Annotated in this window: 14 protein-coding genes, 1 tRNA gene and 1 pseudogene; 8 read left to right on the forward strand and 8 right to left on the reverse strand. The window is 51.6% G+C overall.

What is annotated here, in order from left to right; translation table 11 throughout:
- Positions 1-80: 80 nt before the first annotated feature.
- Genes ACTRWG_RS00415 through ACTRWG_RS00425 form a run of 3 tightly spaced genes read right to left on the reverse strand, consistent with a single transcriptional unit; the run spans position 81 to position 5,778 of the window.
- Positions 81-1,769 carry a response regulator receiver domain gene (locus ACTRWG_RS00415; RefSeq protein WP_462828806.1) on the reverse strand — a complete coding sequence of 563 codons (1,689 nt, stop codon included), beginning with the start codon at positions 1,767-1,769 and terminating at the stop codon, positions 81-83.
- Positions 1,756-4,725, reverse strand: coding sequence for an ATP-binding protein (locus tag ACTRWG_RS00420; protein WP_462828807.1), 2,970 nt, complete (start codon positions 4,723-4,725; stop codon positions 1,756-1,758). The genes ACTRWG_RS00415 and ACTRWG_RS00420 overlap by 14 nt, the downstream gene beginning before the upstream one ends.
- Before the next feature lie 3 nt (positions 4,726-4,728).
- Complete coding sequence (locus ACTRWG_RS00425) at positions 4,729-5,778, reverse strand: DNA cytosine methyltransferase (protein ID WP_462828808.1); 1,050 nt, start codon at positions 5,776-5,778, stop codon at positions 4,729-4,731.
- 1,075 nt (positions 5,779-6,853) lie between these two features.
- On the opposite strand from ACTRWG_RS00425, the gene ACTRWG_RS00430 reads away from it, so the two are divergent.
- Both ACTRWG_RS00430 and ACTRWG_RS00435 read left to right on the forward strand, forming a co-directional pair.
- Complete coding sequence (locus ACTRWG_RS00430; protein WP_462828809.1) at positions 6,854-7,411, forward strand: hypothetical protein; 558 nt, start codon at positions 6,854-6,856, stop codon at positions 7,409-7,411.
- The gene (locus ACTRWG_RS00435; RefSeq protein ID WP_462828810.1) at positions 7,408-7,782 is read left to right on the forward strand and encodes a hypothetical protein; all 375 of its coding nucleotides are present in this window, start codon (positions 7,408-7,410) and stop codon (positions 7,780-7,782) included. The genes ACTRWG_RS00430 and ACTRWG_RS00435 overlap by 4 nt, the downstream gene beginning before the upstream one ends.
- 22 nt (positions 7,783-7,804) lie before the next feature.
- Here the strand turns inward: ACTRWG_RS00435 and ACTRWG_RS00440 are convergent, their stop codons facing one another.
- Positions 7,805-7,954: a hypothetical protein gene (locus tag ACTRWG_RS00440; RefSeq protein WP_462828811.1), complete on the reverse strand. Its 150-nt coding sequence runs from the start codon at positions 7,952-7,954 to the stop codon at positions 7,805-7,807.
- 31 nt (positions 7,955-7,985) lie between these two features.
- Complete coding sequence (locus ACTRWG_RS00445) at positions 7,986-8,555, reverse strand: recombinase family protein (RefSeq protein WP_462828812.1); 570 nt, start codon at positions 8,553-8,555, stop codon at positions 7,986-7,988.
- A 153-nt stretch (positions 8,556-8,708) separates the two neighbouring features.
- Here ACTRWG_RS00445 and ACTRWG_RS00450 point away from each other — a divergent pair, with 153 nt between their 5' ends.
- Entirely contained in the window at positions 8,709-9,167 is a 459-nt protein-coding gene (locus ACTRWG_RS00450) for a hypothetical protein (RefSeq protein ID WP_462828813.1), read from the forward strand.
- Between the two features lie 2 nt (positions 9,168-9,169).
- Here ACTRWG_RS00450 and ACTRWG_RS00455 read toward each other — a convergent pair whose 3' ends face one another.
- Entirely contained in the window at positions 9,170-9,868 is a 699-nt protein-coding gene (locus ACTRWG_RS00455) for a hypothetical protein (protein ID WP_462828814.1), read from the reverse strand.
- Positions 9,869-10,530: 662 nt separating this feature from the next.
- On the opposite strand from ACTRWG_RS00455, the gene ACTRWG_RS00460 reads away from it, so the two are divergent.
- The 5 genes and pseudogenes from ACTRWG_RS00460 to ACTRWG_RS00480 all read left to right on the forward strand — a co-directional run.
- Positions 10,531-10,836 carry a hypothetical protein gene (locus ACTRWG_RS00460; protein ID WP_462828815.1) on the forward strand — a complete coding sequence of 102 codons (306 nt, stop codon included), beginning with the start codon at positions 10,531-10,533 and terminating at the stop codon, positions 10,834-10,836.
- Positions 10,837-10,864: 28 nt separating this feature from the next.
- Positions 10,865-11,020: a hypothetical protein gene (locus tag ACTRWG_RS00465; RefSeq protein WP_462828816.1), complete on the forward strand. Its 156-nt coding sequence runs from the start codon at positions 10,865-10,867 to the stop codon at positions 11,018-11,020.
- Positions 11,021-11,179: 159 nt separating this feature from the next.
- Complete coding sequence (locus tag ACTRWG_RS00470) at positions 11,180-12,730, forward strand: type IV secretory system conjugative DNA transfer family protein (protein WP_462828850.1); 1,551 nt, start codon at positions 11,180-11,182, stop codon at positions 12,728-12,730.
- A 306-nt stretch (positions 12,731-13,036) separates the two neighbouring features.
- Positions 13,037-13,342: a hypothetical protein gene (locus ACTRWG_RS00475; protein ID WP_462828817.1), complete on the forward strand. Its 306-nt coding sequence runs from the start codon at positions 13,037-13,039 to the stop codon at positions 13,340-13,342.
- A 2-nt stretch (positions 13,343-13,344) separates the two neighbouring features.
- Positions 13,345-14,343, forward strand: a pseudogene (locus tag ACTRWG_RS00480) (recombinase family protein); the annotation flags it as partial.
- A gap of 538 nt (positions 14,344-14,881) precedes the next feature.
- Here ACTRWG_RS00480 and ACTRWG_RS00485 read toward each other — a convergent pair.
- Together ACTRWG_RS00485 and ACTRWG_RS00490 are read right to left on the reverse strand one after the other, a co-directional pair.
- Positions 14,882-14,958: transfer RNA gene (locus ACTRWG_RS00485), tRNA-Arg, on the reverse strand.
- A gap of 157 nt (positions 14,959-15,115) precedes the next feature.
- A complete protein-coding gene (locus ACTRWG_RS00490) occupies positions 15,116-15,685 on the reverse strand; it encodes a YcbK family protein (RefSeq protein WP_027237594.1) in 570 nt (189 codons plus the stop codon).
- Between the last annotated feature and the right edge of the window lie 108 nt (positions 15,686-15,793).

The following is a 15,793-nucleotide window of genomic DNA, read 5'->3' on the forward strand; positions in this document are numbered from 1 at the left end:
AGCGTGCCAGGGCACGCGTCAGGAAAGAGTGGCGGCATTCCTGCCGCCTCACAAAAGCCAAATTTTAGCTGCCTAAACCATCAAGACTTTGTTAGACGTCTCAACCATTCGGCCTCGGTCAAGCCAACTCGTGACAAGTCACTCGCAAACTGCTCAACAGCCCGTTGTGCGTGTGGTGTTCTGAGTTGATCCACCCAGAAATACTTCTTACCCGCAGAGCACTCAAAGAATAGATTTTCGTTCTGATCCTTTTGAGCCACTACCTCCAGAAGTGATTTATCAGGAGTGAAGGTAGCTGCAAAACACTGGTAGGATTTCGGAAGGAGAATTAGCTCATGTATTGTGTTATCTGGCTTTATGATGACGTGAGAAGCTTCATCCCCATCTCCGCCTCCACCTTTTTCCATGCGAATAAACACAAAAGTTCGATCTTCCTTTAGGCGAACGCTATCGCAAATTGGTTGAATGCAAAGAAAAAACTGATTGCCATCTTCTCGAAAAACTACACTTCCTAACTTTAGGGTCTTTTCTTTGGCGCCATAAAAGGTGCGACTTGCCATTAAGTGGGAGAAACGTTGATTCGCGTCTGACGTTTCAGAAGGGAGAAGTATTTTTGAGGCTTTTCTTGCCTTCTTTACGTCCTTGGGCTTGGGAACCGCACCATTAAATTTCGCCGCAGCCTCATCAAACCCTTCAACACATATCGTTTTTGCGACCTCTCTATTGTTGATATTCCCCTGATTGAGAAGTTCAGCAAGATGGTTGCCTGGTTTCCAAACATTATCACACCAGTCGCCGAGTGTTTTCTTTGGTAGCAAAGGTCGTGGCAAAGCATCTTCCAGAACTGATTCTATTTCTGAAACCAAAAGCGGGATAATATGCTCGGATGCATCTTCATGCGGTAGGCACATGGCAAGATGTGTTAAAAACGCAGGATCTAGATCGGAATTGAACTTCGAGAGAATTTTCCGGCTATTCTTACGAATTTCAGCCAGCCCGAGTAAGCTTGCAGCATGTAGTAATCCAGAGGCGAGCTGTGCAAACTCGCGAACTGTCACATCCGCAAGGTCTTCTTCTTTAACAACAAACTTTTCATCAGTTTCTGCTCGAGCTCGACCAGGCTTGCCCAGCACAACAACACGGCTATTTTCAGTGTGAAACGCAAGACCGCCCTCTTCCTCGCGCGGTTCAAAGCCTTCTCCCAGAGTTTTTGAGATTTTCTCGTATAGTTGATTGCCAATCTCAAAAAGATTTAATTCTTGAGTGTACACAAGAATAAGCCGAAGTTGCTCAGGGACATCATGGACAGCCTGGGAAATAAGCCCATCAACCAGCTCCAACGCCCGCTCTCCACGGTCACCGTACAAGTCCCAGTCTACGATCACGACATCCGCTGATTTACACAGCGGAAAAATAGCCGATTCCGGCGAGACTTTCGCACCCTTCTTCGGCTGATACAGTGAACAAACGATTTGCTTTTTTGCAAAGCTGTTTACAATGTCATAGGTGTCTGGTGACGAATCTTCCTGCTCCGCTGCTTGAGATTCCACCTCAGCTTCTGAATTTTGTGCTGCGCTTGGTTTGTCTTGGGATTCAGTCGCAGCACTTTTAGTTGCTTTCTTGCGCGTTCGTGGCTTCAATATCGTCTTGGTTGAATCCGATTCCCCTGATTTTTTGCTGTAAATTCTATCATCTACAAAAACCGCCGTTTGTATAAAGGATTGTGCGGCTTGCTTCGAGTATTCCTCAACGCTTTCAGGAAGTTTCATTCGTGTCTGCCCATTTTATCTTCAGTGAGACGCCGCTCTTTTCTGAGTTCGGCAAAATTTCGATGTCCATACCTTCGCGCTTTAGAGCTTTTTTGGAAATAAATAACCCTAAGCCTCGACCTCCAGGCTTTCTTGTGAAGCCTTGTTCAAAAATTGCGTCGTAGTCCCTCTGTTTGATTGAGGGACCATTGTTAGAAATAATGAATCCTTCACCGTCTGAGTCGATGGATATTTTCTTTTCACCACTAATGTCCTTCAACCAAAACAGGGCGTTATCAATGATGTTTACGAAGACTGGGTATATCGTAGACGGGAAAGCGATGATCTCTGAGGCCAAGAAACTGTCGCTCACAGACATCTGGACACTGTGTCTTTTTAATCGAACCTCAAAGAGTGTTCGAAGGTAATGATTTATGTCCGACCCTTTTATTGAAATAGCCTTGCGGTACAAGCGGCGCTGTAGGGGAGTAAATAGGTTTAAGTGACCGTCAAGGTGATCGAAGTTGTTCCGGATATCTTGGTACAAGCCTTGCAATTCGTTGTTTGAGCTTGCCCAAGGACGTAATTCCCTCAGTGCACTTCGCACACCTTTTATTGCGGCTTCAAACTCATGATTTATGACTGCAACAGCAAGCCCAAGCTGAACCATTTCCGCATCAGTATCAGCCTGCTCACGAAGCTCCTGCAACTCCTGATCCATTGCTTCAACTATGTCAGTCTCCGTTATGTCGGCACCTTGCGAGATGTTGCTGGAGATAGCAGTCAGCATGTCTCGGACTTTTCCAAGGGTTTCTCGGTTTTTTCGGCCGACTGCCTCGATACGCCCCTCGTAGTCTTCCCTAATCCGCTCTATCTCTTCTTCAGACAAACCAACTAAATCGCTTTGAGCAAAATCCACTTCGACACCTGCAATGGTTTCCTGCATGTCCCGGATGGCTTCACGAGCAAATTTTAATGCAGACGAGCGTGTCTCGTCCGCAGAACTACGCACCGCTCCCGCTTCTTGCGAAACGATCTTTTTCCCGCTCTCAGCCTGCTGTTGGATCAATGCGCTAAGCCGCTTTCGTTGATCGACGTACAACTTCGCTTCTTGCGCGACTGCTCCGAGTGTCTGTGCTACCTCCGCAGAAAAAGGGTCAAAAACTTTTTGGTCAAGCCTTTGAAGTTCTGAGGTATATGCATTCCATTCCCTCTGCAGTGTCTTTGACAAGCCAACGCCACGCGGCTTTGCTAACCGATAGCTTTCACGAATCTCGTGGAGACGTCTGTTTGCCTCTCGCTCCGCGTCTAACAATGCAGCGGATGCTAAATCTGGATCTTTCATCTTGGCCGCTGCATCCATGCGATGGCTAATCGTATCTTTCAAACTTGCCAACTCTGTTTCCGGTAAGTTTGAATTGACTCTTTCGAAAAATCCATCAAGCGAGGCTGCAATATTCTTGCGCTTGGTCGATACTTGTTTTTCACGTTTTCTGCGCGCTAACTCCAAGCGTTCGAGTTCAGCGCGTTGTTCGCTGTAGTGCTCCGAAAAATCTCCTGTCTCTCGAAAAAAATCGGCGGCCAGTTGAATGAACAAGTTTTCGAGAATGTTCTTTAGTTGACGATAGGCTTTGTCCTGCTGAAATCCTTCGCGACCTGCCTTTTCATGCAGTAGGCCGTTTTCATCACGGCTTAGCTTTACAGCGCCAAAAATTCTTCTGTGGGAAAAGAAATAGTATGCAGCCCCTTTGGTGCGTCTTTCCTCAATATTCAGCCAGTCTACATCAGAGTTTCCGTATGGGAGTATTCGTATCCGGTCCCTAAAAACGTATACCCCGCCAATCTGATCAAGCTTAGCAGTTATTCTCTTCCAATCATCAGGGGCGAGGCGAGTTTCCCGCTGTGCTCCCATGACATAGCCAAATTCAATCTCAAAAGGTCCGCACCTAGTTGCCTGACCTTGACCGGACGTCCATGGAATTACATAGTCTGATATAGTTTCATCATAAATTCGGATGTCACCCTTAAACTGGCCATAAGCATCAAAGCGTCCAGTAATTTTATGATCGGCGGATTCAAGTTCCTCGTGTGTGAAGAACTCCCCTTGTCCAATAAGGTCTTCGCCTTCTACGTCTGTAGGCCAGTATCGAAATGCGGTTTCAATTGGAGGGGGAGGATCTTCTCTAAAAACAGAGTTGGAAAATCCAAGAAGAAATTTCGTGAAGTCTTTTGTGCCTTCGTGTCGCTCTCTCTCAATTTCTAGCGCGATACTCTCATCGGCGGGTGCAATGTAGAAATGCGTGCCCGACCCCCCGTGACGTAAACTCAATCCGCCAAGAAACTCCTCCATATCCTGCGGATCAAGCTGAAAATCAGATAGATCCTCTAAAATTGTCGCTAGCTCAGGTGCTTCATGATGTTGAGAAAGAGTCTCTACTGTCATCTTGAGGTTTTCAATTACTTCTTCCACATCATCAGAGGTTGGAAGAGATCCATTCGGAATTAACTTTATCGGAAGCTCGATTTCATCCAAGTTCAATCCGGGTATTTCAAAGAGAGTCCAATGAATGAAGCACATAACCAAGTCATGCTGCTCATCACCTCTTTCTGCCCTGGTTAAAATAAGAACTTGGCGGCCAAGTAGGGCAATAGCAAGGCGACCAATTCCCTTCTCGCCCATAATAGCACGTTCTGGTTTGTCCGTGGGCCGATAGGATTTGGCTTTCTGGCCTTGGCGGGCAAATTTGCTTTCTGTTCCGAGAACTAACCATCTATCCTCAAACTCCTGGGGAGTCATGCCTACGCCATCGTCGCGAATAACTAGAAGATTGTCGGACAGGAAATAGTCAATCTCGGCATGATCGGCGTATGCATCATGAGCATTTTTATACAGTTCACTGATGGCTGTAGATATATTTGCAATTTGCTGGCGTCCCAGCATGTCAACAGTGCGTGCTCGTGTTTTAAACTTGGCCATGTATTAACCTAGCATTTCTCTTGCGTGAGCCACGATATGCTCACCGAATACTTGCGCTAATCGTACCGGAACTGCATTTCCAATTTGTTTCGCTTGCGAGTTAAGAGAACCCTCAAAAAGGAAGTCATCAGGAAAAGTCTGCAAGGCTGCGGCCTCTCTGACACTAATCGCCCGATTCTGGTCAGGATGGCCGTATCTACCATTTGAAAGACTAATGCACCGGGTAGTTAATCCTGTAGCCGGTCCATCCCACCTCATGCGTCCATAAACGTCAGTATGTCCACTATAGCCCGCCTTTGTATGGCATTCCAGCTGCAGGTCGGATGGCCAGTGTACTCTAGTGGACTCAGAGGGGGTAGATCTAATTCTAAGCAGGTTTAATTCTGAGAGATTGGCCGCACGGTGGTTCGGAATAGTCGGATGCGTCTGCCCTGCTTCGATTGCTGGGTAATGGGAGATCCATTCTCTAACCGTGCTATAGGGTTTACCCTTCGATGGATCATGGGTGGCATCCGGAAAATCGATCTTGCCAAGTTTAGATGCAAGTAGAACAAGCCGCTTCCGTCTCTGGGGTACGCCATATTGCTGAGATGAAAGAATGTCTACAGTCGTGTAGTAACCCAAAGATTCTAGTTTCTTCTGAAATCTCTTAAGGGTGCTGTTGCCCGAAACCCGCTGCAGGCCAGGAACATTCTCCACAAAAATGTAATCGGGAGTATATTTTTCTATTAAGTCCCCAAAATGGGATAGCAGAGACCTTCTAGCGTCCTTCTTTTTGTCAGGCTTCTGTGTGTTTTGGCGCGTAAAAGGCTGACAGGGAGCACAACCGCAAAATAGAGTGAGCGTTTGTTCTCTTGTGAGATCGCTAAGTGCAGAATCGTCAAACTTTGTTATATCTGAATTGGAAAACACGGTGCTTGGGAAGTTCCTCTGGTAAGTCTTGGCAGCATCAGAATCAAAATCAAGAGCGAATACAGGCTTCATGCCTGCGCTCAAAAATCCTTTACTGGTTCCGCCACAGCCGGAGAAGAAATCGAAAACGCCAATATTCATGATTGTATTCTTTTTTGCATTCTGCCAATTCGCTCCGGTGTTTTCAATGTTTTTTCTTTTTTTTCGTTTGGGGAGTTCATCGTTTCTGCGATGAAATACAGTGGTTGAGCCGGTGTGAGAATGCCACGAGGGTATGCGCGACTGTAAGCGCGTTATCTAGGCGCGGCAACCAAATATCAAGTCTAGCAGGGTTCCACAGGGGCAGGAACGCCCTTTGGTCTCGATGAAATCGTCATGGGGGTATCGGGGGGTAGCAGGAACGCTCCCCTGATTGGTGATCGAACGGCCAGTCGTTTGTGCATGGTTCGGTGCAGGTGGAGAGGCACATCTCCAAGCTCTGCGAGTGGTTTCAAGGGGCGCGATAGACCCTTTGATCGATGGGATGGTTCCAAGGCAAGGGTAGCAATGAAATGCTCCCTTCCTGGTCTCCATGAAATGGTGGTGATTGAACGGCCACACGTTCTCCTGGCTTTGGAATGGGTTTGCATACCCTGGATGAGCCAGCCGCCGGAGGGATGCAACGGGAGCGCGCAGCGGGCTCCCTTGCCAAGAGGTGGTGGTACTACCACCAACATCTTGCCGTGGCTCTTAACCCCAATTTCGGAGAAAAACAGCCGATTTTCAGGGCTTTGACAGCGGATCTGGCCGCCTAACCTTTTCCTGCGCCCAGCGAATCCATTCGTCAATGGGCACGCCATCGGCGTTTTCGGCCAGCATATCGCAGTAGCCCTCTAACACAGCTAGAAAGGAACGCAGCCTTTGGGCTTCCCTCCAGTTAAGGCTAGTTTGCGGATCCGCTCCATGCCCTGGAAATTTACTTCCTCCAGACGCGACGTTTCAATCACCTTTTCCTATGAGTATGTCAGATAGGCTACCAAATGTTGACCGTGAGGCTAAATATTGTTATTTCTTTATCACAAACAACAACATGCAGGCAGTGAGATTATGACTTTACAGAAGCGCGTCCTCGTCGATGAGGAGGGAAAAGATCAATTGTTTATTGATCGGAATGGCGATAAATATAAGCAATTATTCCGACGAGTGGTCGAGCACACTTTAGAAGGGGTGGAGGCTGATGAGCGACGAAAATCTTCCCGCGAGAGGGGTGAAACAGAGCTTGGCACCGCATCTCGAGAGCCTCAGTGATGACCTGCTTGAGCTAGGCGAATATAAGGAAAGGGGGGCTGAGGGTTACATCGCGCTGGGATCGATTTTCGTAGACCTCCTCGAAGGCGGGAGCAGTGATGTTGCTTGGGAAACATTTCGCTCAATAAAAGGAGAGAAGAAAAAGTCGGTTCTATCCTTGGCTGAGAACATTTTTGAAGACGAGATAAAGAAAGAAATTTGCGAAAGGTCCGGATCGAAAGAGGATACGCTTTGGATATCGGCTATGCAAAACGGCTTGCGCACAACGCTCAACGACTATCGCGCGGCCAGCAACTCGGATATGTCATCTCTTCATGAGAAAATGAATAGGGTCGTCGAGATGACCAAAAAGTCTGGCTCTATTCGCAGCAACATCCTCAACGGAATAGTTTCAAGCGTGGCCTTTGGTATATTCCTGGCACTATTGGGTTTGATCGAAAACCCTTTCGCAAAACTTTTTAACGGGATGCTTGATACTACTCCATGACGCTGCCAAACAAACTAGTAAATGCCCCAGTTGAATCCGAGCCAGAGTATTTTGAGGGCGACGATTATCTAATTAAGATTTGGGTTAGATACTTTCCCATTACGGGAATAGAGTTCCATGTGGATGTAGTAAGGTGTAACCGCCGCAAGCCGATTGTCGTACATGTGAATTGTACGCTATTGGGCGGAATTGGTGACGCGAGGAAGGAAAATAAGGCCCGTCAGGCTGAAATTCGTATTTACAAGGGGGTGGTTAAGTTTTTGAATATTCCACAACAAACTCCGACCATGGGATTTGCCGCTTGTGGTGTTGAACAGATTTCAGCGATCAGAAGCGTTGTCGTGAGTTTTTTAGGTAGAGCTATTGAGTGAAAATTGTCTTTGAGGTTACGCCTTACCGCCCCTCATTCATCCATTGATCCATGGTGAGTTTTTCCACGGCGGTGAGGACTTCCGCGCGTCTTTCCGGTTTGCGAATGGCCGTGTAGGACAGAACGAGGCGGAACAGTTCCTCCGGCGTGACGTCGTAAGATGATTGTATCATTGGGTTTTCCTTTCGTTTGATGTGAATTCGTTCATGCCAGCCCCTCGCGCCTTATGGCGCGTTGCAGGGTGATGCGTGAAACGCCCAGCAGATGGGCGACATAGCGGCAGGGATAGCCGTTCTCCGCGATGTCCTCATGCGCCTGATGCACGGTTTCCTTATCCAGCTTGGGCGGCCTGCCCAGGCGTTTGCCATTGGCTCTGGCCGCCGCCAGCCCCTCACGGGTGCGCCGCGCCAGAATACGCCGCTCAAACCGCGCGAAGGCCGCGATGAGCGTGTAGAACAGCTCCCCTTCCTCCGTGGCCGTATCAAAGCTCATCTGGGCGATGCGCAGGTGAATGCCGCGCTCCCGCAATTGATCCGCTGTGATCAGCGCGTCAATTGTGGAGCGGAACGCGCGGTCCAAATCCCAGACCAGAAACGTGTCACCGGGTTTCAGGCGGGAAATCGCGGCCTCGAACACCGGACGGTGGCGCGCACCTGCGGATAAATACTCGATATGAAATTCATCGCAAAGATCGCGCAGGCCATAAGCCTGACGGTCAGTGGATTGCTCGCGCGTGGACACGCGCAGATAAGCGATAGTGCGGGGTTCAGGCATGGCGTGTTGCTCAAATAGGAACCTTTTTGAGCATGGCCGAATACTCGGCGCTGAGTGGCGTTTTCCGGCTGTTTTTGCCCGTATTGCTGGGCTCTCCCTTAATACCAAATTCATTGAATCCCGTAAATCTGTGTTGGTCAAAATCCTTCGATTATGATCACTCGCAAGAGATTGTTTGCAAAAGGAATTCTAACCGCGCTTGCGCTCTGTCCACAGCTTTCTGCCGCCGATGATGGGGTTTGCGTAACTCACGCTACCGAAATTAAGGAATGCGTAGTTGCGACCATTGGGATGCCAGCTCCTGAGCGCGCGGAGCTGATTTGCGGGAACCGAGCCAAAAGCAAGCTCTGCATAAAACTCCTCAACGAGCCTGACTACAGGGACCTTTGGCTAGAAACTTACGATAAGCTAACCCGCGTCGAATGGGTTCTCGCAGAAAAGCTGGCTCAAGTGGGCAGCCAGATAGACAAGGAAAGCGAAGCCATCCAGTTCATGATCGAGCGTGCGCCAAAATTGCCGGATGGACGGCCAATCTTTCGTGGTCAGGACGGGCGTTACGTTGACATAAACGGTAATGAAGTATCAGCGGAAGCTGCGGCCAAGGCCAGATAAGATTACTGCTTGGGAGTGCCGATTTCAGGTGCGGTAGTCTGCGTCCGTTGCTGCGAGAGGTCAGTAGACTGATCAAAGCCTTGCAGAGCTTGAAGTTCGTTCTCGATGCCAGACAGCAAATCCTCTGCTTCAACCGGGAGTACACGCAGTTCGTCTGCACTTAACGGGTCGTCCTCATCGGCCAAGCGTTCCTGCATATCGCCAATCTCGGCCTGTCCGGCGTGAATGTCATTTTCCAGTTCTGACAGACCGTTCATGAGGTCGGCAGCGGCGCGCATATCATCGTATGTTGGCTCGTCACCGCGCCAGACGATGCTTTCCGCCAGGTCGGCATCCACGGCTGTGCCGTCCTCGTAGCGGATATTGCCGTCCTGATCCTGAAACACGGCAGCGCCATCCGGCAGGCGGGCAGCGCTGGTCATGATGTCCAGCATGGCCTCGTCAGCTTCGGCCTTGAGGTTCTGTACTTTTTCCAGCGCGCCATCCAAACGGGTTTGCGTATCGCGTAGCTTTTCTTCGGTCTCACGGTAGAGCGCAGCGTATTCCGGGTCGTTCTGCATGAGGAGCTGGAGATTGGTGAGCATGGTGGCGCGTTCTTCACGTTGCTTGGCAACTTTTTTGGGATCGCGGTCTCCACTGGGGAGGAAGCGCCCCATGCGGCCAACATCGCGCCCGGCCATTTCATTGTTGAAATCGTCCATATCCTGAGCGCGCCGTTTGTCCCGCTCAGCCTGCCTTACATCCTCGCCGCCGCTGCCAGAATTCATAGCAATATCATAAAGATATTAGGTTAATTCGACGTTAAGATTGGTTAACAGGCGCGTCTTCGTTTTCAGCCGTCCGCTCCGCGATAGCTGGAAAAATTCAGGCACTAAAGCGTTGATGACCTCGTTGTGACCCAATCTCAACTTGAATGTTACCTCCCCCTCGGAGTTTCCTTGGATCACAAAAAGGCTATCCAAGACCTTAGCAAAACCTGACGTGTTTGCGGTGAAAACCGCCCTCCGAAACATCGTGTTCGGCAATGGCTGAGGTATGCCTGAAGAAATGACAGGAGAAGCTCATGGTGAATTACCCCCGACACGGCAAGGGGGCGGCGGTGATCCACGCTGAAATATTGTCGTCCCGGTTCTGTCACAGCAAAAAATAAAAAAATTACCCTACATTTACAGAGGGTTGAGAGAAAAATTTTGTGCGTTCCTTGTAGGTGAGGCACTGACGACACTAAGACTTGGGTAACACAGACAGAAACGCTGGGCTGAAACAGCGTCAAAATCAAACCAAAAAAGCGAATGCCCTTGGGCTGAACCGTCCGTGTTCAGCAATGGCGGAGCTTTGTCTGAAGAAATGAAAGGAGAAACTCATGATGATGAACCCCCAGAACGGCAAAGGGGGCGGTGACGATGAGAGGCGAGATTTCTTCGCCATTCTCTGCGCCCTTGCGGCGGCATTCCTGTGGGCACATCCCGCCTACAAAATGTCCATTGAATGGTTCCGCGAAATCGCTGTGCAGAACTACGGATATAGCTATCTCAAGCTATTTGAGACGGCCTATTGGGTTCTGCTGCATCTGGTGATTTTCGGTGCCACGCGGATCGCGGTGTATTGGGCGCTGATCATGATCATCACCAATATCGGCTACCGCTTCCTGTTGTCTAATTACGGCTAACCACCCACCAACTGAAAAGGAGAGAAATATGCCTCGTTATATCAAGGATAAAATCGGTGAAATCCACCATATCCGAAAAGTCGAAACCTTCAGCGATAAGATCATTAAGGTCCTGAAAATGGTTGCCAAATCCATTTTGGGCGTCATCTGGATCATGTTCCTGATCGGCCTGCTAACTGGCTAATGACCATAGGCGCTCCCGGTTTTATCGAAGCGCCAAGCCCTCCATCCCTTCAAGGAGTGACGTGTGATGAACCACTATCAGGAAAACCCTTTCGGCTCAGCCCGCTTTGCCACGCCGCAGGAGGTGCGGGGAGTATTTCGCGGCAAGGGCGGCTTGCCGATGGGGTTCCACCATGACCGCCAGCTTTTTCATGATCAGCAAGCAGGCGCGCTTCTGATCGGCGGCGCTGGCTCGGGCAAGTTTACTACTGTGCTTTCCCACCTGATGGCTGCACCTGGGCGCAAGGGAGAGCCGCAGCGTGTGCTGGCGGTTGACCCCAAGGGGGAGATGGCAGCGGTGATCGGCCCCGGCCTCGTACACATGGGGGCGCATGTCTACTACGTGAACCCGTATCACCTGCACGGCCTGCCGAACCATAGTTTGAACATCTATAGCCATTTGAAACCGGACTCTCCGACGCTGGTGGCGGATACACGGCGCGCGGCGCGGACATTGTTGCCGGAAAGTGGCGGCGGTGATGCCAGGTTCTTTGAGCAGAAGGCGCAGAACTGGGCTGATCCCTTGACCCGGGGGCTTGTGCATCGGGATGGCAGCGTTTCACCGCGCAGCCTTTATGAACTGATCAGCATGATCCGTGCCGAACCCGAAGGCTGGGCGCAGATGGCCGAAACCATGGCCGCACTGGGTGAGCCGGATTTGGACACAGCCTTCCGCGAAATGCTCGACATGGCGAAGCACAGCCGCAAGACCTATGACTCCGTTCTCAGCGAGATTACCAACGCAGTCGCGTTCATGAACGATCCGGCGTTGCAGCAAAGCTTTGTCGGTGAGGATGAGGCGGATTTCACGCTGGATGTGCTGACCGAAGACAGCCAGCGCCCGGTGTTTGTTTTCCTGATGATGCCTGCTGAACTCATCGAGCAGAACGCGCCGCTCATCCGGCAGTGTTTCTCGACCTTGCGCACCTTAAAACAGCGCAAGCCCGGCGCGCCGACCGTCAATCTCGTGATCGATGAGGCCGCGCAGCTTGGCCGCTTCCCGGAGCTGTCCGAGTTCTATGCCATTGGCCGGGGCTTTGGTCTGTGTCCACTCTGTGTCTATCAGGACTTGGGACAAATCCGCCAAAACCTCGGCCCAACAGGGGCGATGACCCTGCAAGCCAATGCCGATGTAGAAATCTATCTCGGGGGCGGGCTGTCTGATCTGGAGACCGCGCAGCATCTCAGCCGCAAGCTGGGTCAGCAGACGCTGGCCGTTGATGATCCTCTGACACAGGCCCGCGCAGCCAAAGCCAGGCGCGAGGCGTTGCACGGCATTCTGTTCGAGGGGCAGGACGCGCTCAAGACGGGCATCGCCTTGCGGCATCTGGATATGGAGATGGCGCATAAGCGCAAACAAGCCCGCGCCCTGATGAGCCCCGATGAAATCCTGACCATGCCCGCAAACAAGGCGCTCATCTGGGCGTCCGGCTACGGCATCCGCCCGTTTCTGGCGGACAAGGTGCCGTATTACACGATCCGCCGTTATGCGGGGCGGTATTTCCCGAACCCGTATTTTGATCGGGACATGGAGCGCGTGAGGGTGCGCGGTTTCTGGGGTGCGCGCTATCGCCGCGTGATCTGCGAGGCTGTGCCAGCACGCTACCGGGACTTCCCGCAATACCGCTCCGGTGAATGGAGCTTCATCAAGGGCTACCGCCCCAAACCGTAACGCTGGCGCAGGCTTTGCGCCTTACGAGCCCACAACAAGCGAACGCGAGGTTTATTTGCATAATGCAACCTATGGATGTTATTATGAAAATATACAAAAGGCGTAACTCCCGCGCTGAGCGCCGGGTAGACGCCAATGGCCTTACATCGGGGTCTGATCCGCCGATGTAAGAAGCCAGAGCGCATGACCGCGTAAGGCGGCAACTGCGCCAACAGACAAGCACCAGATCAAGACACGTCCTGGCCGCGCGGGGTTCCTGCGTGAACCAATTGCTGCGGCCTGATGAAACGCTGAAAGGGAATTTCAATGGACGGAAATGCAGGCGAGAACATTACCCGGAAGTTCAACGAGTTGATGGCTTCTGGAACTGGCGAGAAGACCGTAACGGTTGATTTGGAGAAGTACCGTCACCACGTCGAAGGGATGGGTTTGACGGAAGATCAGGAGCAAGAAGCTCTGGAGGCCGTCTGGATGTTGTTGGTTGGGTTGATGGATTGCGGCTACCAAATTGTTTTTTCTGAAGAAAGCTGTGGAAAAGCGATTGATGCTGACTCGGCATCTGCACAGACCGATTCGGGTGCGCTAAACTCTTTTCATCAGGAAAGAGAGTAAGCATGAAGACAGGTGAATTCGCATCAGCAACACACACCAAGGCTTTGATTTACTGCCGGGTTTCCTCATCCAAGCAGAAGAAGCAGGGTGACGGGCTTGCGAGCCAGGAAACAAGGTGCCGGGAGTTTGCGCGGTACAAGGGGCTGGAAGTCGTTGATGTGTTTCAGGACGATGCATCTGGCGGTTTGATTGATCGACCGGGTATTCAGGCCATGCTGCGTTTCATCCGCAAGCACCGCAAAGACGGGTATGTCGTAATCATCGATGACGTGTCCCGCCTCGCGCGGGGACTTGATGCGCACCTTGCGCTGCGTACCGCGATTTCTGAGGCGGGCGGGGTGCTCCAGAGCCCATCTATTGAGTTCGGGGAAGACTCGGACTCGATCCTTGTAGAAAACATGCTCGCCTCGGTATCCCAGCACCAGCGCCAGAAGAATGCTGAACAGACGCGTAACCGCATGCGGGCGCGGGTTCTCAATGGATATTGCGTTACATCCGTGCCGCCGAAAGGGTTCGTCTATAAGAGTGTGCCAGGGCACAACAAACTGCTTGTGCGTGATGAACCTCTTGCCTCAATTCTTCAGGAGGCTTTGGAGGGGTATGCATGCGGTCGCTTCCAAGCCCAAGTTGAGGTGAAGCGCTTCCTGGAAGGCCAGCCCGATTACCCCAAAGACCTGCCTGATGGCACAATCCGCAATCAGCGCATTCATGATATTCTGACCCAGCCGCTCTACGCCGGGTACATCGAAATGCCCAGTTGGGGTATATCTTTGCGCAAAGCCCAGCACGAAGGCTTGATCAGCTTTGAGACTTTTGAGCGTATTCAGGCTCGCTTGAAAGGCACAGCCAAGGCTCCGGCTCGTAAAGACATCAGTGAAGATTTCCCGGTGCGCGGAGCCGTCGTTTGTTCCGACTGCGACAAGCCGCTGACGTCCTGCTGGTCGAAAAGCAAGACCGGAAAGAAGCACCCTTATTATATGTGTAAGACGAAAGGGTGCGTTAGTTACCGAAAGTCCATTCGCCGTGACCAGCTCGAAGGCGATGTCGAAGACGTTCTCAAAAAAATGCAGCCTGGCAAGGCCTTGTTCGCCGTTGCTAAGGCGATGTTCCACGATCTGTGGGATGCGCGGCTTGCGAAGGCTGAGGAGAACGCCAAGGCCTATGACAGTAAGGTCAAGGACGCTGAGAAGAAGATCGCCGCACTTCTGGACCGCATCGTGGAGACAGACAATCTGAGCGTTGTGAGTGCCTACGAATCCAAGATTGCGACGTTGGAGCGGGAGAAAATGTTGCTGGCTGAGAAGGCCTCTACGGTGACGAAGCCAAGATACACCCGAGAGGAGTTGTTCGAACTCGCCTTTGAGTTCCTGTCAAGCCCTTGGAATATTTACAAAAACGGTAGTTTGGCGCTCAAGAAAACAGTGCTCAGATTGGCTTTTGTGGAGCCGATTTCGTACTGCCGGAATGAAGGTGTTCGAACCCCAAAAATCACCTTTCCGTTCAAGGTGTTAGGGGATGTAAACATGGGAAGATGTGAGATGGCGCACCTGAGAGGATTCGAACCTCTGGCCTCTGCCTTCGGAGGGCAGCGCTCTATCCAGCTGAGCTACAGGTGCGTCGTTACGGCGGGGTATACCCGTGCTTTGCCACCTCTGCAACGGGAAAAACTGCCTGTTTCCAATTTCATGAGGATAAGCCGCAGCGGCGGGCGCTGAAAACAAAAAAGCCTGCCCCGGGACGGGCAGGCTTGCATTCTTGCAATGCGAGCTACGGTCAGCCGCGCCAGGTGCGGACAACACCGCAATCCATATGCACAAAATTCGAACGCTGATACTTGCCGACACCACCGGCACGGCAGGCTTCGGCGGCTTTGGCCATCTGCGACACCGAGCGCGACGCCAGCCGCAGGTCAGCAGCCTGGCCGCGCATGTGCAGCGAGTTCTTGGCCACCCCGCGGGAGCGGCTGCGCAGCATCGCATTGGTCTTGGGGCTGCGGTAACCGGACAGCAGCATGTAGGGCTCGTTCACATCCAGAAGATTGTGCGAGGCTGCCATGATGTCGATGGTGCGCAGGTCGATTTCCTTCACATCATCGGTGCGCCAGTCGCGCATGAAGTGGTTGATCTCCTTGACGGCGTCTTTGATGTACTGGCCGTCGATCCAATACACCATGTCCACACGCTCGCCGGTGCGGCCAGAATACATGCGGATGCGCCGGATATCGCCGCCGCCGCGCAAAAAGCCTGCTGCATTTGAGAAAGTTGGGGCTGCTGCCACTGCGGTTGCAGCAAATACACCCAAAAGAGAACGCCGGGAGATCCCCGTGCCCGTGGTTTCTGCCATTGATACTGCGCCGTCCCGTACGCTGTTAGTCCTGCCTAATTGCCCGATGTTACGGGCTCGTCAACGCTCGTAGTTAACGTGCGGCATGTATGGCACAGTGAGAATCCT

It is taken from the genome of Leisingera sp. G5_S3_59_S7 (assembly GCF_054968485.1).